Annotated in this window: 12 protein-coding genes and 1 tRNA gene; 7 read left to right on the forward strand and 6 right to left on the reverse strand. The window is 71.2% G+C overall.

Annotated features, from left to right (window positions below):
• Positions 1–82 precede the first annotated feature (82 nt).
• From ACFVNO_RS01615 to ACFVNO_RS01625, 3 genes are all read left to right on the forward strand, one after another.
• Entirely contained in the window at positions 83–802 is a 720-nt protein-coding gene (locus ACFVNO_RS01615) for a GNAT family N-acetyltransferase (protein WP_355263569.1), read from the forward strand.
• Between the two features lie 392 nt (positions 803–1,194).
• Complete coding sequence (locus ACFVNO_RS01620) at positions 1,195–1,782, forward strand: hypothetical protein (RefSeq protein WP_355263566.1); 588 nt, start codon at positions 1,195–1,197, stop codon at positions 1,780–1,782.
• 69 nt (positions 1,783–1,851) lie between these two features.
• Positions 1,852–1,925: transfer RNA gene (locus ACFVNO_RS01625), tRNA-Ala, on the forward strand.
• Between the two features lie 766 nt (positions 1,926–2,691).
• On the opposite strand, the gene ACFVNO_RS01630 is transcribed toward ACFVNO_RS01625, so the two are convergent.
• The gene (locus tag ACFVNO_RS01630; RefSeq protein ID WP_355263563.1) at positions 2,692–3,417 is read right to left on the reverse strand and encodes a response regulator transcription factor; all 726 of its coding nucleotides are present in this window, start codon (positions 3,415–3,417) and stop codon (positions 2,692–2,694) included.
• Between the two features lie 928 nt (positions 3,418–4,345).
• On the opposite strand from ACFVNO_RS01630, the gene ACFVNO_RS01635 reads away from it, so the two are divergent.
• Positions 4,346–4,870: a hypothetical protein gene (locus ACFVNO_RS01635; protein WP_355263560.1), complete on the forward strand. Its 525-nt coding sequence runs from the start codon at positions 4,346–4,348 to the stop codon at positions 4,868–4,870.
• 6 nt (positions 4,871–4,876) lie between these two features.
• Here ACFVNO_RS01635 and ACFVNO_RS01640 read toward each other — a convergent pair whose 3' ends face one another.
• From ACFVNO_RS01640 to ACFVNO_RS01650, 3 genes are all read right to left on the reverse strand, one after another.
• Positions 4,877–5,191, reverse strand: coding sequence for a sec-independent translocase (locus ACFVNO_RS01640; RefSeq protein ID WP_220564807.1), 315 nt, complete (start codon positions 5,189–5,191; stop codon positions 4,877–4,879).
• Positions 5,192–5,410: 219 nt separating this feature from the next.
• Positions 5,411–5,617 carry a cold-shock protein gene (locus ACFVNO_RS01645; RefSeq protein WP_220564808.1) on the reverse strand — a complete coding sequence of 69 codons (207 nt, stop codon included), beginning with the start codon at positions 5,615–5,617 and terminating at the stop codon, positions 5,411–5,413.
• A gap of 298 nt (positions 5,618–5,915) precedes the next feature.
• Entirely contained in the window at positions 5,916–7,565 is a 1,650-nt protein-coding gene (locus ACFVNO_RS01650) for a phospholipid carrier-dependent glycosyltransferase (RefSeq protein ID WP_355263556.1), read from the reverse strand.
• Positions 7,566–7,672: 107 nt separating this feature from the next.
• Between ACFVNO_RS01650 and rsmI the strand changes: the two genes are divergently transcribed.
• Positions 7,673–8,575 (forward strand): 16S rRNA (cytidine(1402)-2'-O)-methyltransferase, encoded by a 903-nt coding sequence (rsmI, locus tag ACFVNO_RS01655; RefSeq protein ID WP_378888402.1) that lies wholly within the window; start codon positions 7,673–7,675, stop codon positions 8,573–8,575.
• 66 nt (positions 8,576–8,641) lie between these two features.
• Complete coding sequence (locus ACFVNO_RS01660; RefSeq protein ID WP_220564811.1) at positions 8,642–9,307, forward strand: AIM24 family protein; 666 nt, start codon at positions 8,642–8,644, stop codon at positions 9,305–9,307.
• A gap of 76 nt (positions 9,308–9,383) precedes the next feature.
• On the opposite strand, the gene secD is transcribed toward ACFVNO_RS01660, so the two are convergent.
• Both secD and ACFVNO_RS01670 read right to left on the reverse strand, forming a co-directional pair.
• Positions 9,384–12,017, reverse strand: a complete 2,634-nt coding sequence (gene secD / locus ACFVNO_RS01665; RefSeq protein ID WP_378888406.1) for a protein translocase subunit SecD — start codon at positions 12,015–12,017, stop codon at positions 9,384–9,386.
• A 136-nt stretch (positions 12,018–12,153) separates the two neighbouring features.
• A complete protein-coding gene (locus ACFVNO_RS01670) occupies positions 12,154–12,603 on the reverse strand; it encodes a hypothetical protein (RefSeq protein WP_370634657.1) in 450 nt (149 codons plus the stop codon).
• A 180-nt stretch (positions 12,604–12,783) separates the two neighbouring features.
• Between ACFVNO_RS01670 and metG the strand changes: the two genes are divergently transcribed.
• Complete coding sequence (gene metG, locus ACFVNO_RS01675; RefSeq protein WP_378888411.1) at positions 12,784–14,601, forward strand: methionine--tRNA ligase; 1,818 nt, start codon at positions 12,784–12,786, stop codon at positions 14,599–14,601.
• Positions 14,602–14,785: the final 184 nt, after the last annotated feature.

Consider the following 14,785-nt stretch of genomic DNA (forward strand, 5'->3'; position numbering starts at 1 on the left):
CCCGACACGCCGTGTCCGAGGAGTGGAATACTGGAGTACCCCGCCGGAGCCGGAACCGGCGGGTGCCGGCGAAGGGACGGTCGTGAATCGCAGACAAGGGTGGCCCGTCACCCTGCGGGAGGGTCCGGTCGAACTCCGGCCGCTCCGGCTCCGCGACGCCACCGCACTGCGTGACACCCGCGCCCGCAACGCCGAATGGCTGCGGCCCTGGGAGCCGACCTACCCGGAGATGCCGCTGCGCGGCACCGGGCTGTCCCCCTACGTCGCCATGATCCAGGCCATCCGGCGGGAGGCCCGCCAGGGCCTGTCCATGCCCTGGTCCGTGTACTACGAGGGTCGCTTCGTCGGGCAGCTGTCCGTCGGCGGCATCGTCTGGGGCTCGGCGCGGTCGGCGCAGGTGGGCTACTGGATCGACGGCGCCCACGCGGGCCGCGGGATCACCCCGACGGCCGTGGCACTCGCGGTCGACCACGCCTTCTTCAAGGTCGGGCTGCACCGGATCGAGGCCAACATCCGCCCCGAGAACCGGGCCAGCAGGCGCGTCGCGACCAAGCTCGGCTTCCGGGACGAGGGAGTGCGCAGACGCCAGCTCCACATCGACGGGGCCTGGCGGGACCACATCTGCTACGCGCTCACGGCCGAGGAGGTGCCGGACGGGCTGCTGCACCGGTGGCGCCTGGGCAGAGCCTCGGGGACTCCGCCGGAGTCCGATTCCGGTCCCGGTTCCCCATTGGGGCCACAGGACCCGAACGGCGGCGGAGATCCCCGCCACCCGGCGAGTCCGAGCCCCGGGCCGAACTGAACGTGGCACCATCACGGGTGTGACCGGAACTTAAACCTCTCTTTAACGACATTGATCAATTACTTTGCGTTGAAATGGCATTGCTCTGCGCAGTCACCCTCTGACCTGCGTCGACGCTCAGCCGTGCCGGACGACCGAAACTGAGGGTCCACAATCTTGCGACACTCCGGTCAGAATGTGGCGCATTTATGGACACGGGGTCGTACCGTGCGGAACATAGACGCATTGACGATGCGGGCAGCGCGCGGATATGCCCGGGAGACCTCCCGGACAGGTCCGAGGTCGGGAACCACGTCCCCGGGACGGACGTTCCCCTCCCCGGACGGACCGCGCGGGGCGGTGTCGACGAAGTGTCGGACAACGTTCAATGGCCGTCATCGTGAGGAGGGGTGATGAGCAGCTCTCCTCTGTACCTGGCCATCGTGGTCGTATGGCTCATCGTCCTCGTCCCGATGCTGCTGCGGAAGGACTCGGTGGACGCCGTCCCCGAGGAGCCGCGGCGCGAGGACGAGGACACCGGGGCCGAGGCGGAGGCCGAGGCCTCCGAGGGCGAGGACGAGGACTACGAGGAGGAGGCGGCGCCCGCCGCCGAGCCCGCGCCGCTCCCCGCCCCGCGGGCGAACGAGCGCCGCTCCCGGGTCATCGCCCGGCGGCGCCGGCGCACCACCGTGCTGACCCTGCTCACCGCGGGCACGGCGATCGCCGTCGCCTTCGGGCTGGGGCCCTGGTGGGTGACGATCCCGCCGGTGCTCCTGCTGGGAGGACACCTGGTGCTGCTGCGCGAGGCCGCCAAGGCCGACGCCGAACAGCGGGCCGCGGTCCTGCGGGCTCGCCGCCGCGCGGCCCTGCGGGCCCGCAGGCTGGCCGAACGGCAGGAGCGCGAGGCCGAACGCGAGGCGGAGATCATCGCCCTGCGCGACCGCCGCAGCCAGGTCTACGACCAGTACGCCGACGCCCGCCTGCGGGCGGCCGGGGACTGACGTCCCGGGGGTGCCCCGGAACCGGTTCGGAGCACCCCCGGAAGCCTGCTAGGCTTAACTCGTCTTCAAGGGGCTATGGCGCAGTCCGGTAGCGCACCTCGTTCGCATCGAGGGGGTCTGGGGTTCAAATCCCCATAGCTCCACAGGACTCGGGACGACCCTGCTCGGCGGCCTTCGGCCGCCTCGCAGGGTCGTCCTTCGTGTTTACCGGGGGGAGACCCCCCGAACCCCCCGAGGTGACCCCCTGTGGCGGGGGTCGCGTGCCCCGGATCCGGGGCGGGGGGTTCTCTTACATCGGCCATGGGCGGTGCCCGTGGGGTGGTCTGAGAACTGCCTGTGGGGCGCGTGTGCCCTGAGGCTGTCGATAGGGACCCGTGCCGGTTGTGGGTGTGTTCGGGGGTGGCTCTGGGCTGCTCTACGGCAGGGGGTCTGTGCCGGGGCTGCGCGCGGGTTCTCTTGTGCGGGGTGTGGGCCGGGCCGAAGGGGCGATCTGGGGCAGTCCGGGGCCGTGTGTGGGCTGGGGCTCTCGTGCCGGGTGCGGTCGTGCCTGTGGGGTGGGCCGTGCCGGGGGAGGCTCGTGGGGCGCGTGTGCCCGAGCTCTTGTGCCGGGTGTGGTTGCGCCTGGGGGCGATCTGGAGAGGCTCCTGGGCGGTGTGTGCGCGGGGGCTCTCGCAGGGGTGTGGCTGTGCCTGTGGGCGCTTGGACCTGCGAGGCTTTCCTGTCGTGTGGCGGGGGCCTCTGGAGCGGTGGGGCTCGGGGTGGGGCCGGGGGCCGTGCGTGGCACGGGCCCCCGGCGGGGCCGGGCGGATATCCCCTTCGGCGGGGTCTCGATTCCGGACCGGAGCCCCGAGTGTCACCGGCGAAGCGGCTATCCCCTGTGCGGGGGCCGGTACGGAGCCAGGATAGCCCTCAGGACGCGTACTGGGCGCGGACGGCGTAGATGGCCGCCTCGGTCCTGGAGTGGACCTGGAGCTTCTCCAGGATGTTGCGGACGTGGTTCTTCACGGTGTTCTCGGTGATGAACAGGCGCTCGCCGATCTCCCGGTTGTTGAGCGACCGGGCGACCAGCTTGAGGACCTCGGTCTCCCGCGGGGTGAGCTGGGGGATGGCCGCCGGCTCCGGCGTGCTCTCCTGCTTGGCCAGCTCGGCGAACTCGCCGATGAGGCGGGTGGCCATGGTCGGGTTGATGAAGGAGCGGCCGTCGGCGATGCTGCGCACCGCCCGGGGCAGGTCCGTGACGGCGATCTCCTTGAGCAGGTAGCCGCTGGCGCCGACCTTGAGCGCGTCGAAGAGGTCGGACTCCTCGTCGCTCATGGTCAGCATGATGAACTTGGTGTGCGGCACCGCCTCGCGGATGCGCGGGCAGGCCTCGATACCGCGGGCGTGCGGCATCCACACGTCCATGAGGACCACGTCCGGGCGGGAGTCGGCGGCGAGCCGGACGGCCTCCTCGCCGTCCCCCGCCTCACCGACCACGTCGATGTCGGCCTCCTCGTCCAGGACGGACACCAGGCCGCGCCGGAAGAAGGCGTGGTCGTCGACCACCATGACCCGGATGGTGCGGTCGGCTCCGTCGGCGGGGACGCCGTCGGGCGAGCGGGTGTAGGGCGGCGGACTCGGGGGGTGCGGACTCACGACGGGTGCCTTCCTTGCACGTGGCGGCCGGGAGGGAGACTCCACGTCCCGCTCGGACCCCGTACGCCGGGGACTCGGGCGGGTCCCTCCTACTTTAGGCAGGCTTTCCGTGATCCGCGCGGACGATCCCGGAACTTACCCGGTGGTATACGGCGCAGTACGCCAGAAAACGGGCGGACCGGCGATGCCGGGGAAGGGTGACGTGAGGCTTTCCCCTGAAAGTGACTGGCAATATACCGAGGTTTAGTGCGTCCATAACAGGGGGCCGGAGTCACGGGATTTCCCTGGGGCCCGAGAACCTCTGTCGCAAGGTGATCACGGAGAGTAGCGGGTCTTCGGGAGGTCTTACCCGGGGTGGGATCGCCGCGTCCCGGGAGGTTTATCGGCGGGCTCCCGGTGTCCAGGGAAAAGGCTCCGAATTTCGGGCTCCGGGGTGGCGGCGAATGGGAATGGGGTAATTCCCGCGGTGTCACTCTCGGTGAAGGGGGGTGGGGTATTTTTGCCCTTGGCTGATCCTGTTTTTGCAGGTGGTCGGGGAGGGTGTGAACTGCGATCGCGAAGGCGGTGCCGCTGAACTGGGGTTCCGGAGGTACTCGCTCCGCTGATTCGTCACCCTTACGTCCCTTGTGTCCATCTGTGTCATAAAAGGGTGAACATTCGGATGAGGGTCTTGTCGGGGACGGGCGGGTGGTCCAAGGTGGTCCAGGGATGGGCTGAAAACGCACGAAAGGTACATGCCATGATCAAGCAGACCTCGCACGCCCAAGAGAGCGGTTGGGTTTGGATGTAGCGCGAGCAGCCCGGGGCCCGGTCGTTCGGCGGCCGGGCCTTCTCACGTGGGGGGATTTGACGGCGGCGGGCTCCGGGTAGGGGAGGGGCGAGAGTCCCCGGCCGCAGGCCGGACAGCGCCGACCTGAAGGGGCGGACCGTGTCCGACTCCCCCCAGTACCCCGGTGGCCACCAGTACCCGGAGGGCCCCGAGCCCGTCGGAGGGTACGAGCCGCCGCCCGAGCCTCCCCGTCCCCGCCCCGGGCCGCCCCCGCCGCCCGAGCCCGAACCGCGGCCCATGGCGGCCGAGCGCTTCCGCCGCACCACCCCGGCCCGGCTGCGCGACATCCCCGTCGAACGCGGTCACGGGTACTGGCGCCTGGCCACCGGGACGGTCCTGTACGTGATGGTCGTCGGCGGGATGGCCGACTACACCGAGCCCTCCGCGCGGATCGTCGCCCACCTGCTGTTCTGGGCGCTCATCGCGCTCGCCTTCGGTGTGACCGTCGCCCGCGAGCGCCGCAACGGCTGGTCGCCGGAGGCGCGCTGGCCCTGGGCGGCGGCCGCGATCGGCGGGGCGATGGCCGCGGAGGTGCTCGTGCTGGCCTTCGGCTCGCCCGCCGTCATCGTGGGCTCGCTGATCCTGCTGGGGCTGGGGCTGTTCGTCCTGATGCTGGCCGGCTGAGGCCGGTCAGGTCGCCTCGTCGTCGAAGGGGGGACGGCGGCCGTTGAGCCGGGCGGCCGGTTTGAGCTGCGGCTCGTCCTCGCCCTCCTCCCAGAAGTGCTTCTGCACGAACCGCTTGGGGTTGAGGTCCTGGACCTCGAAGTCCTTGAACTCCGGCCCCAGGCCCTCCTTGATGTCCTTGCTGGCGGAGTTCGCCATCGTGCGCAGCTGGCGCAGCACCCGGCCCACCTGCTGGGCGGCCTTGGGGAGCTGGTCGGGGCCGAAGATCAACAGCGCGAGCAGAAGGAGGACGACGAACTCTCCTCCGCTGATGTTGAACATGCGCGATCCTCGTTCTCGGGATACCGACCGGCTTCAAGCAGGTTAACCGGTATCGGTGCGCTTGGGTAACCGTGCCCGGATCACAACGCGGACACCCGTGGAACAGCCGGGACGCGGCCGACCCCCGCCCCTGGGCAGGGGCGGGGGTCGGGAACGCCTGTGGAGGGAAACGCCCGCCTGGACGGTTCCGCCGGGCCGCCGGGACCCGCCACGATCTGTCTAGGCGATGGGGCGGACGTCCGCGGCCTGCGGGCCCTTGGGGCCCTGGATGACCTCGAACTCGACCCGCTGGTCCTCTTCCAGGTTCCGGAAGCCGGTCCCCGCGATCGCCGAGTAGTGCACGAACACGTCGGGCTGGCCGCCCTCGACGGCGATGAACCCGAAACCCTTTTCAGAGTTGAACCACTTCACGGTGCCCTGAGCCATGTGCTCTCCCTTGGGGACTACAACGGGGCCGCACCCTGCTGGCCCCGGGTCGCCGGGCGCCGAAGTGAAGAGAACGGTCCCCCGCAAAAGCGCCCACGTGAAGTTCCGCGAGGCGCCTCGGGCATCCATGGAAACTACAACAGCAACCAGTTGCAGACAGTACCAGGGAGGGGGGTCCCCTGCCGAGGCTTTCGGCGGGGGAATCCCCGTCGGCGGTCTGTCCTGTTTCGGCTACGCGAAAGCATTGATTTCTTTCGGTGCTGCCACTAATGGAGAACGCCCGCTCCTCCCGCGCGGGTCAGGCCAGCGCGTCGCGCCCGTAGATCCACACCCGGAACCACAGCCGCTCGTCCCACATCTCCTGGTCCAGCGGATAGGCGGCCAGCACCGGGTACAGGTAGGCGAAGTGCGCGATGATCAACAGCATCACCACGCCGAACACGATTCCGCCCAGCGCCCGCAGATACGGCGAGAACCGCGGGCTCTCCTCCCCGGCGCCCATCACCAGGCCCAGCATCAGCACGATCGCGAGCACCAGGAACGGCAGCATCGGCAGCGCGTAGAACAGGAACATGGGGCGGTCGGGGAACGCGAACCACGGCAGCCAGCCGGCGGCCACGCCCAGCAGCACGGCCCCGGCCCGCCAGTCGCGGAAGGTGACCCACCAGCCCACCAGCACGGTGAGGGCGAGGATGGACAGCCACCAGACGACCGGCGTCCCGATGGAGACGATCGAGGTCACGCAGTCGCCGCTCGGGCAGCCCACGGCCTCGCCGTTGTAGTGGAACATCACCGGCATCCGCATGATGATCCACTCCCACGGCTGGGAGATGTAGGTGTGGTCGCTGCTGAGGTTCTCGTGGAAGCCCATCATGCGCGTGTGATAGTTCCACAGGCTCAGCAGGGCCTCCACCGGCGCGGCCAGGAAGCCGGGCAGGAAGTCGGGGGCCAGGCCGTCGGCGTAGTCCCGGTTGTACCCGCCCCGGGTGAACAGCCACCCCGACCACGACACCAGGTAGACGATCCCCGCCACCACCACGGTCTGCACGAACGCCGGGATCGCGTCGAAGCCGAGCCACCGCAGGCCCGGGCGCTTCTGGCCTGCGCTGCTGCGCGCCCCGTAGTCCCACGCCACGGTGAGCAGGCCGAACGCGGCGATGAAGAACAGGGCCGACCACTTGGTCCCCACCGCGAGACCGAAGCACAGCCCGGCGGCCAGCCGCCACCAGCGCATCCCCAACCAGCCGACGGAGGCCACGTCCACCCCGGCCTCGGCCAGCCGCACCAGGCGTTCCCGTGTCTTGTCCCGGTCGATCACCAGGCACGCGAACCCGGCCAGGATCCACAGGGTGAGGAAGATGTCGAGCATCGCGACGCGGCTCAGCGTGAAGTGCAGGCCGTCCAGCGCCAGGATCACGCCGGCGGTGCAGCCCAGCAGCACCGAGCGGGTCATCCTGGTGGCCACCCGGACCAGGATGAGGACCGAGGCGATGCCGGCCAGGACCGAGGCGAACCGCCAGGCCTCGGGGGTCATCGACTCGCCGAACGGCAGCGCCCCCCACAGCAGGTCGCCCAGTGCGATCATCCACTTGCCGACCGGCGGGTGGACGATGAAGTCGCCGCCGCCGGTGAAGATGTCCGCCGTCGCGCCGTCCTGGAGCAGGGCGTCGGCGTCGACGGGCTCCTCGACGGTCTCGTGTTCGTAGCCGTAGTTCAGGAGGCCGTAGGCGTCCTTGGCGTAGTACGTCTCGTCGAAGTAGATCCGGGGGGGTTCCCCGAAGCCGACGAACCGGAGGGCGCCGGCGAAGGCGGCGACGAGCACGGCCCCCAGCCAGGCGATCCACGCCGGGGTCGGGTCGGCGGGCAGGAACCTGGCCCGCAGGGGCGAGGGGCGTGGGGGAGCGGGTGGGGTCGACTCGACCTCGGAGGAAAATGCGGTGGTGGTCATCTCGGCTCGTAGGTTGGGGTCGGAGAGGGTTGTGTCCCTTTGTGGACGGACCGTGAGACAGGTTTCGGGTGGCGTGATAGATGCCACCGTAGCGTGACAGGACGGGGATGACAGTGGTTGAGGGCGATGCTAAGCGGAGGGTCGGGACCCTGACCCTGGCCGGGCTCCCCATCGGCAACCTCGAGGACGCGCCGCCCAGGCTGCTGCGCGTCCTGGAGGAGGCCCGGGTCATCGCCGCCGAGGACACCCGAAGGCTACGCCAGTTCGCCACCCGGGCCGGCGTGCGCCCCGGCGGTGCCGAGGGCGCCCGGGTCGTGTCCTACTACGACGCCAACGAGAGCCGCCGCACCGACGAGCTGCTCACCGACCTGCGCGAGGGCCGGGACGTCCTGGTCGTCACCGACGCGGGCATGCCCGGCGTGTCCGACCCGGGCTACCGGCTGGCCGCGGCCTGCGCGGCCGAGGGCATCCCGGTCACCGCCGTGCCCGGGCCGTCGGCGGTGACCACCGCGCTGGTGGTCTCCGGCCTGCCCACCGACCGGTTCTGCTTCGAGGGCTTCCCCCCGCGCAAGGGCCTAGCGGGGTACCTGGCGGAGCTCGCGGCCGAGCGGCGCACCATGGTGTTCTTCGAGAGCCCGCACCGGGTGGCCGCCACCCTGGCGGCGATGGCGGAGGCGTTCGGGCCCGACCGCCGCGCGGCGGTCTGCCGCGAGCTCACCAAGACCTACGAGGAGGTGCGCCGCGGCGGGCTGGCCGAGCTGGCCGACTGGGCGGCCCGGGGGGTCAGGGGCGAGATCTCCGTGGTGGTCGAGGGGGCCCGGCCCGCGGGCGGGGCGGCCGCCGACGGCGACCTGCTGGCGGCGGTGCACGCCCTGGAGGAGGAGGGCGTCCGCCGCAAGGACGCGATCGCCCGGGTGGCCAAGGAGACGGGTGTGCCCAAGCGCCGTGTCTACGATTTGGTGCACGGCGTCACAGGAGACACCGAAGCCACAGGAGACACCGCGGAGTGAACGGGAACTTTTCCCCCCGGGAGGCGTCCAACCCGGCGGGACACCGTTCGCGATGAGAGGACAAGCATGCGCAGCCAGCTCTTCCAGCAGGCCCAGGAGATCAGTCAGCCCGGGATGCACCTCCAGAACCACAAGATGCTCCGGGTGGGCCTGAACGGGGAGATCTTCGCGCGCCAGGGCGCCATGATCGCCTACCAGGGCCAGGTGGACTTCGACTACCAGGGAGCGGGCGGCGTCGGCCGTTTCCTCAAGAAGGCGTTCACCGGCGAGGGCATGCCCCTGATGAAGGTGAGCGGCCGGGGCGACGTCTTCCTGGCCCGCGACGCCTGGGACGTCCACCTCATCGACCTGGAGGGCCACGACTCCATCACCGTCAACGGCGACAACGTGCTGGCCTTCGAGCCGGGCCTGGCCTGGGACATCAAGCGCGTCCAGGGCGCCGGGATGGCGGCCGGCGGGCTGTTCAACACCACGTTCACCGGCCAGGGGCGCATCGCCATCGCCTGCCACGGCACCCCGGTGCTGCTCAACATCGACCAGCCGACCTTCGTCGACACCGACGCCGCCGTCGCCTGGTCCAGCACCCTCCAGACCGGCGTGCGCCGCACCATGAAGGCCGGCGCGCTCATCGGCCGCGGCAGCGGCGAGGCGTTCCAGCTGTCGCTCCAGGGCCAGGGCTTCGTCCTGGTGCAGGCCTCCGAGGGCGCACCGGTCCCCGTCCAGGCGGGCTGAGCACCGCACGGGGAGGGCCCCCGGGGACGTCGCGTCCCCGGGGGCCCTCCGCTGTTCCTCCCGAGAGAGGGGAGTGCTAGACGACGGCTCCGTCGTCGGCCTCGCGGGCCGCCTTGGCGGCGACGCGCTGCTTGGCCTTGCGCTCCTTGATGACGTGCGGCGGCGGGGTCTTGTCCCACTTCTGCAGCCACACGGCCAGCGGCACGGCGACGAACACCGTCGACACCACGCCCGTGGTCAGACCGACCAGCATCGCGATGGAGAAGTCCTGGAGCGAGGACCCGCCGAGGAAGGTCAGGAAGCCCAGGATGATCCAGCCGCCGACGGTCGTGTTGACGGTACGGGGCAGGGTGTTGATGATCGCCCGGTTGGCGATGGCCGTGAACGGGGACTTGTCGTCGCGGGCCCACTCGTCGCGGACGCGGTCGAACACCACGACCGTGTCGTTGACGGTGAAGCCGATGACGCTCAGGATCGCTGCGAGGAACACGCCGTCGATCGGCTTGCCCAGCCAGATGAACAGGCCGATCACCAGCAGCATGTTGAACGCCAGCGACAGCATCGTGGAGACGCCGAACGACCAGCGGAAGCGCCAGGCCAGGTAGATCATCTGGAGGGCCAGCGCCGCGCCCAGCGCGATCAGCGCCCGGTTGCGCAGCTCGTCGCCCATGCTCGGGCCGATGAGCTCGTCGCTCACCACCTCGACGCCGCCGGTCTCCTCCGCGAGCGCGTCGGTGATCGACGCCGCGTCGGTGTCGCTGAGCTCGCCGGTGCGGACGGAGATGTCGCCGTCGCCGGCCTCCTGCACCACGGCCGTGTCCGAGCCGGGGAAGCCCAGCCCGGAGACGAGCGCGCGGGCCTCGTCCACGCTCACCTGGCGGTCGCCGGTGATCTCGTACTCGAGGACCCGGCCGCCGGTGAACTCGACGCCCAGGTTGACGTTCTGCACCAGCGGGGCGACCAGGGCGGCCACCACCAGCAGGCCCGCGACGACGAGCCCCTTGGAGCGGTGCTTCATCAGGTCGGGGCTCTTCTTGACCAGCCAGGTGCGGACCGGGCCGATCCGGTCCAGGCCGCTGATGGCCGGGTGCTTGCGGATGACCGCGCGGCGCACGGCCCACTCCACGAACACGCGGGCGATGACCAGGGCCGAGAACATCGACACGACGGTACCGATGCTCAGGGTGACGCCGAAGCCCTGGACGGTGCCCGAGGCCAGGAAGAACAGCAGGCCGGCGGCCAGCAGCGTGGTGACGTTGGTGTCGAGCACCGCGCTCCACGCCTTGCCGGTGCCCTCCACGAAGGACTTCTCCAGGCTCGGCGGCACGGCGCGGCGCCGGCGGCGGGCCAGGGCGCCGCCGCCCTTGCCGTCGTCGTCACCCTCCTTCATCCCGGACGCGCGGTTGGCCTGGTAGACGGCCTGCTGGCGCTGGTACTCCTCGCGGGCGCGCTCGAAGATCAGCACGTTGGCGTCGATGGCCATACCGATCGCGAGCACGAAGCCCGCCAGGCCGGGCAGTGTGAGCGTCGCCCCCAGCGCCACCAGGGCGCCGTAGGCGATCAGGGTGTAGAACGCCAGGGCCAGCGACGCCAGGAAGCCGACCAGGCGGTAGACCAGCGTGATGTACAGGGCGGTGAAGGCGATGCCCAGGATCGCGGCGATCGCGCTGGCCTGGATGGCCTCGGCGCCCAGGGTCGGGCCGACCGTCTGGCGCTGGACCTCGGTCACCGGCAGCGGCAGGGAGCCGCCCTCGATGAGGACGGCCAGCTCGTTGGCGGACTCACGGGTGAAGGTGGGGCTGGTGATCGTGGTCTGGCCGCCGGACATGCCGACCTCGCAGCCGATCTCCGGGTTCACCTCCGGGGCGGAGATGATCTGGTTGTCCAGCACGATCGCCACCCGGCGGCGCGGGTCGCCCTGCGGGTAGCAGGCGGCGTCGGCGGTCAGCTGCCGCCACTGTTCGCGGCCCTCGCCGCGGAAGCTGACATTGACCGTCCACTGGGCGCGGTTGACGCTGTCGAGCGCGGCCTCGGCGCTGGACACCCGGTCGCCCTTGATGACCGTCTCGCCGAGCTGGAGGTTGGTGCCGTCGGAGTCCGGGAGCGTCATGACGACGTCCTCGGGGTTCTCCGCGCTGGGGCCGGCCTGGCCGGGCTGCTGGCCCTGGCCGCCGCCCATGCCGTTGAGCAGCTCCTGGAGCTCCTCGTCGCTCATCTCCCCGGCGCCGCCGGCGCCCTCGCCGCCCTCTTCCGCGGGGGCCTCCTCGGCGGGGGCCTCCTCGGTGTCCTGCGGGGCGCGGGCCTCGTCGGCCTCGCCCTCGGGGGCGTTGGCGAAGTCGCCGGGCGCCTGGACGCCCTGGCCGCCGGCCTGGCCCACACCCAGCACGGGGTGGAAGGACAGCTGCGCGGTCTGGCCGACGATCTGGGCCGCCTCGGCGGGGTCCTGAACGCCGGGGAGCTCCACGATGATGCGGTTCTCACCGGAGCGGGACATGGTCGCCTCGGCCACACCGAGGCGGTCGATGCGCTGGCGCAGCACCTCGACGACCTGGTCGGTGTTCTCGGCGCTGGCCGGGGTGCCGTCGGGGCCGTCCTGGGTCTCCAGGACGATCTGTGTGCCGCCGCTCAGGTCGAGGCCCAGGCGGGGCGGGATGAACCAAGCCGCGCCGAAGGCGACGGCGATCACGAGCAGGGACACGAGGGCGCGCAACCAGCGCCCCCCCGTTCCCGTCGATGTCGATGTGGACGTGGCCAAGGGGTCGTTACCTCTCACTGCGAAAAAGCCGATGGAGATCCGGACGCGCTGCGGGCGCGGAGGCCGGGGGATGCGGCGTCCGGGGATGGGATCAGGACGGGAGCGCGGTGAGAGGCGGGGCCCGGGTGGGCGGCAGGTCCCGCGGGACCCCCTGTTCGGGCACCGGTTCGGCGCCCGGCGGGTCGGCGGGCCACCAGGGCTGGTCCCAGGAGGCCAGGCTCAGGACGGGGACGGGCAGGACGTCGGGCAGGTCGCGCACCCCGGACCTGGTGTCACAGGTCGAGGGCGGCGGACCGACGGTGACCCGGTGGTCGTCGTGCCCGGCCTGTTCCACCCGGTCGTGCCCGGGGTCGGCGTCCGCGGGGCGGGGGGCGCTGGCCACCCCGTAGGAGGGCAGCGCCGGCGGCACGGGCTCGCCCGCGCCGATCCCCGGCACCGAGAACACGACGAGCAGGGCCACCCCCGCGACCAGCGGGGCGGCCAGGGCGCGGCGGGCCCGGGCACGGGCACGGGTCAGGGCACGGGGAGCCGTGATGACCACCGCCTCAGGTCCGGGAGCGCCGCTGGGCGCCGAGTCGCATGCGTCACATTGCGCGCGTGTTCGTCCAGCAGAGCATACGGGTACCCGGGGTCCCCGGGGAATCTCCCGTCCCGGAGCGCGTACCCGCGGGGCCCGGTAATGGAGTGCGTGTCAGGGCGTCGTCGGCTTTAGGCTTAGGTCATGTCGTCGAATCGCCACATCCTGACCGCGGTCGCTTGGCCCTACACCAACGGACCGCGCCACATCGGCCACGTGTCCGGCTTCGGAGTCCCCTCCGACGTCTTCTCCCGCTTCCAGCGAATGTCGGGCAACAACGTGCTGATGGTCAGCGGCACCGACGAGCACGGCACCCCGATCCAGGTGCTGGCCGACCAGGAGGGCGTCACCGCCCGCGAGCTGGCCGACCACTACAACCGGGTGATCGCCGAGGACCTGGTGGCCCTGGGCCTGTCCTACGACCTGTTCACCCGGACCACCACCGGCAACCACTACTCCGTGGTGCAGAAGCTCTTCACCACGCTGTACGACAACGGCTACGTCTTCGCGCGCACCACCAAGGGCGCCATCTCCCCGTCCACGGGGCGCACCCTGCCGGACCGCTACATCGAGGGCACCTGCCCGATCTGCGGCTACGACGGCGCGCGCGGCGACCAGTGCGACAACTGCGGCAACCAGCTGGACCCGATCGACCTCATCTCGCCGCGCTCCAAGATCAACGGCGAGACCCCGGAGTTCGTGGACAGCGAGCACTTCATGCTCGACCTGCCCGCCTTCGCCGGCGTGCTCTCGGAGTGGCTCAAGGGCAAGGAGGGCCAGTGGCGCCCCAACGTCCTGAAGTTCTCCATGAACCTGCTGGACGACCTCCAGCCGCGCGCGGTCACCCGCGACCTGGACTGGGGCGTGCCGATCCCGCTGGACGGGTGGAGCGACAACGCCAACAAGCGGCTGTACGTGTGGTTCGACGCGGTCATCGGCTACCTGTCCGCGTCCATCGAGTGGGCCGAGCGCACCGGTGACCCCGAGGCGTGGCGCCGCTGGTGGCAGGGGGAGGACCCGGAGTCCTTCTACTTCATGGGCAAGGACAACATCGTCTTCCACTCGGTGATCTGGCCCGCCATCCTGCTGGGGGCGAGCGGCCGGGGCGACCGGGGCGGCGAGCCCGGCCCGCTGGGCGCGCTGAACGTGCCCACCGAGGTGGTCTCCAGCGAGTTCCTCACCATGGAGGGGCGCAAGTTCTCCTCCTCGCGCCGCGTGGTCATCTACGTGCGCGACTTCCTGGAGCGCTACTCCGCCGACGCGCTGCGGTACTACATCATGGCCGCCGGGCCCGAGACCCAGGACACCGACTTCACCTGGGCCGAGTTCGTGCGCCGCAACAACGACGAGCTGGTGGCGGCCTGGGGCAACCTGGTCAACCGCTCCATCTCCATGGCGGCCAAGAACCTCGGCGAGATCCCCGCGGCGGGCGATCTCACCGACGAGGACCGCCGGGTGCTGGAGGCGTCCGCGGCCGCGTTCGGCACCGTCGGCGCCCGCCTGGAGCGCTCGCAGTTCAAGGCGGCGCTCCAGGAGGCGATGCGGACCGTCGCCGAGGCCAACAAGTACATCTCCGAGCAGGCCCCGTGGGCGCTGAAGAAGACCGACCCGGAGCGGATGGCCACCGTGCTGCACGTGGCGCTCCAGCTGGTCCAGGACGCCAACACCCTGCTCACGCCGTTCCTGCCGGAGTCCGCCAACAAGGTGTACGCGATGCTGGGCGGCGAGGGTACCTGGACGGGCATGCCCCGCCTGGAGACCGGCCACGACACCATCGGCGGCTCGGCGGAGAAGGTCGACTACCCGGTCATCACCGGCGACTACGCCGACAACGCCGCCCGCTGGGAGTCGATCCCGATCGTGCCGGGCACCCCGCTGAGCCGCCCCGAGCCGCTGTTCGCCAAGCTCGACCCGTCCGTCGTGGACGAGGAGCTGGCCCGCCTGGAGGGCGGCGCCGCGTAGGACGCGCGGCCCGGGCCGGGCCCGGGGCACGACGCACAAGAGAACGAACAGGACACACCGCCGCGGCGGCGGGGGACCCCGCGGGGCGGGGGGGGGGGGGGGGGAGGACAAGGGGCAGCGGGGGGGGGAGGCCGGCGGGGCGCGCCCCCCGCCGCCCCCGCCCCCCCCGCCGGCGCCGCCGCGG

Source organism: Nocardiopsis sp. NPDC057823, assembly GCF_042797335.1.
GTDB classification, from domain to species: domain Bacteria; phylum Actinomycetota; class Actinomycetes; order Streptosporangiales; family Streptosporangiaceae; genus Nocardiopsis; species Nocardiopsis changdeensis.

What these genes read in the sequence shown, in the direction of transcription:
- ACFVNO_RS01620 (WP_355263566.1), top strand. Translation starts at nt 1,195, where the DNA reads ATGAGCAGCTCTCCTCTGTACCTGGCCATCGTGGTCGTATGGCTCATC.
- ACFVNO_RS01640 (WP_220564807.1), bottom strand. Translation starts at nt 5,191, where the DNA reads ATGTTCAACATCAGCGGAGGAGAGTTCGTCGTCCTCCTTCTGCTCGCG.
- ACFVNO_RS01645 (WP_220564808.1), bottom strand. Translation starts at nt 5,617, where the DNA reads ATGGCTCAGGGCACCGTGAAGTGGTTCAACTCTGAAAAGGGTTTCGGG.
- ACFVNO_RS01650 (WP_355263556.1), bottom strand. Translation starts at nt 7,565, where the DNA reads ATGACCACCACCGCATTTTCCTCCGAGGTCGAGTCGACCCCACCCGCT.
- rsmI (WP_378888402.1), top strand. Translation starts at nt 7,673, where the DNA reads ATGACAGTGGTTGAGGGCGATGCTAAGCGGAGGGTCGGGACCCTGACC.
- ACFVNO_RS01660 (WP_220564811.1), top strand. Translation starts at nt 8,642, where the DNA reads ATGCGCAGCCAGCTCTTCCAGCAGGCCCAGGAGATCAGTCAGCCCGGG.
- metG (WP_378888411.1), top strand. Translation starts at nt 12,784, where the DNA reads ATGTCGTCGAATCGCCACATCCTGACCGCGGTCGCTTGGCCCTACACC.